The following is a 293-nucleotide window of genomic DNA, read 5'->3' on the forward strand; positions in this document are numbered from 1 at the left end:
AAGGTGAAAGCTACCGTAAAAAACAAGCAATGAAACTAAATTCAAATACCGGCCAAGTTAATTGACGCTGACCGGACAAGTTAGTTGACGTCTGATAGCTTTCAACCATGGCGAGTTGAAACTTATCAAGAGCTTGTTTTTTAGCATATTGTTGGGTGAGTAATGTGCCTTTAAATAACTGATGCCAGCGCATCAATACTTCATCAATTGACCAACTTTTCACTTGCTCACTATCAACATGCAACACTAAATGTAAATGATTATGCATCACCGCATGAGCACAAATATCGATA

The 293-nt window shown here is 37.9% G+C and carries 1 pseudogene; it reads right to left on the reverse strand.

Annotated elements, in window-relative coordinates:
• Window positions 1-10: 10 nt before the first annotated feature.
• Window positions 11-293, reverse strand: a pseudogene (locus FCS21_RS16725) (Mobile element protein); the annotation flags it as partial.

The sequence above is a fragment of the Colwellia ponticola genome (assembly GCF_005885605.1).
GTDB lineage: Bacteria > Pseudomonadota > Gammaproteobacteria > Enterobacterales > Alteromonadaceae > Colwellia > Colwellia ponticola.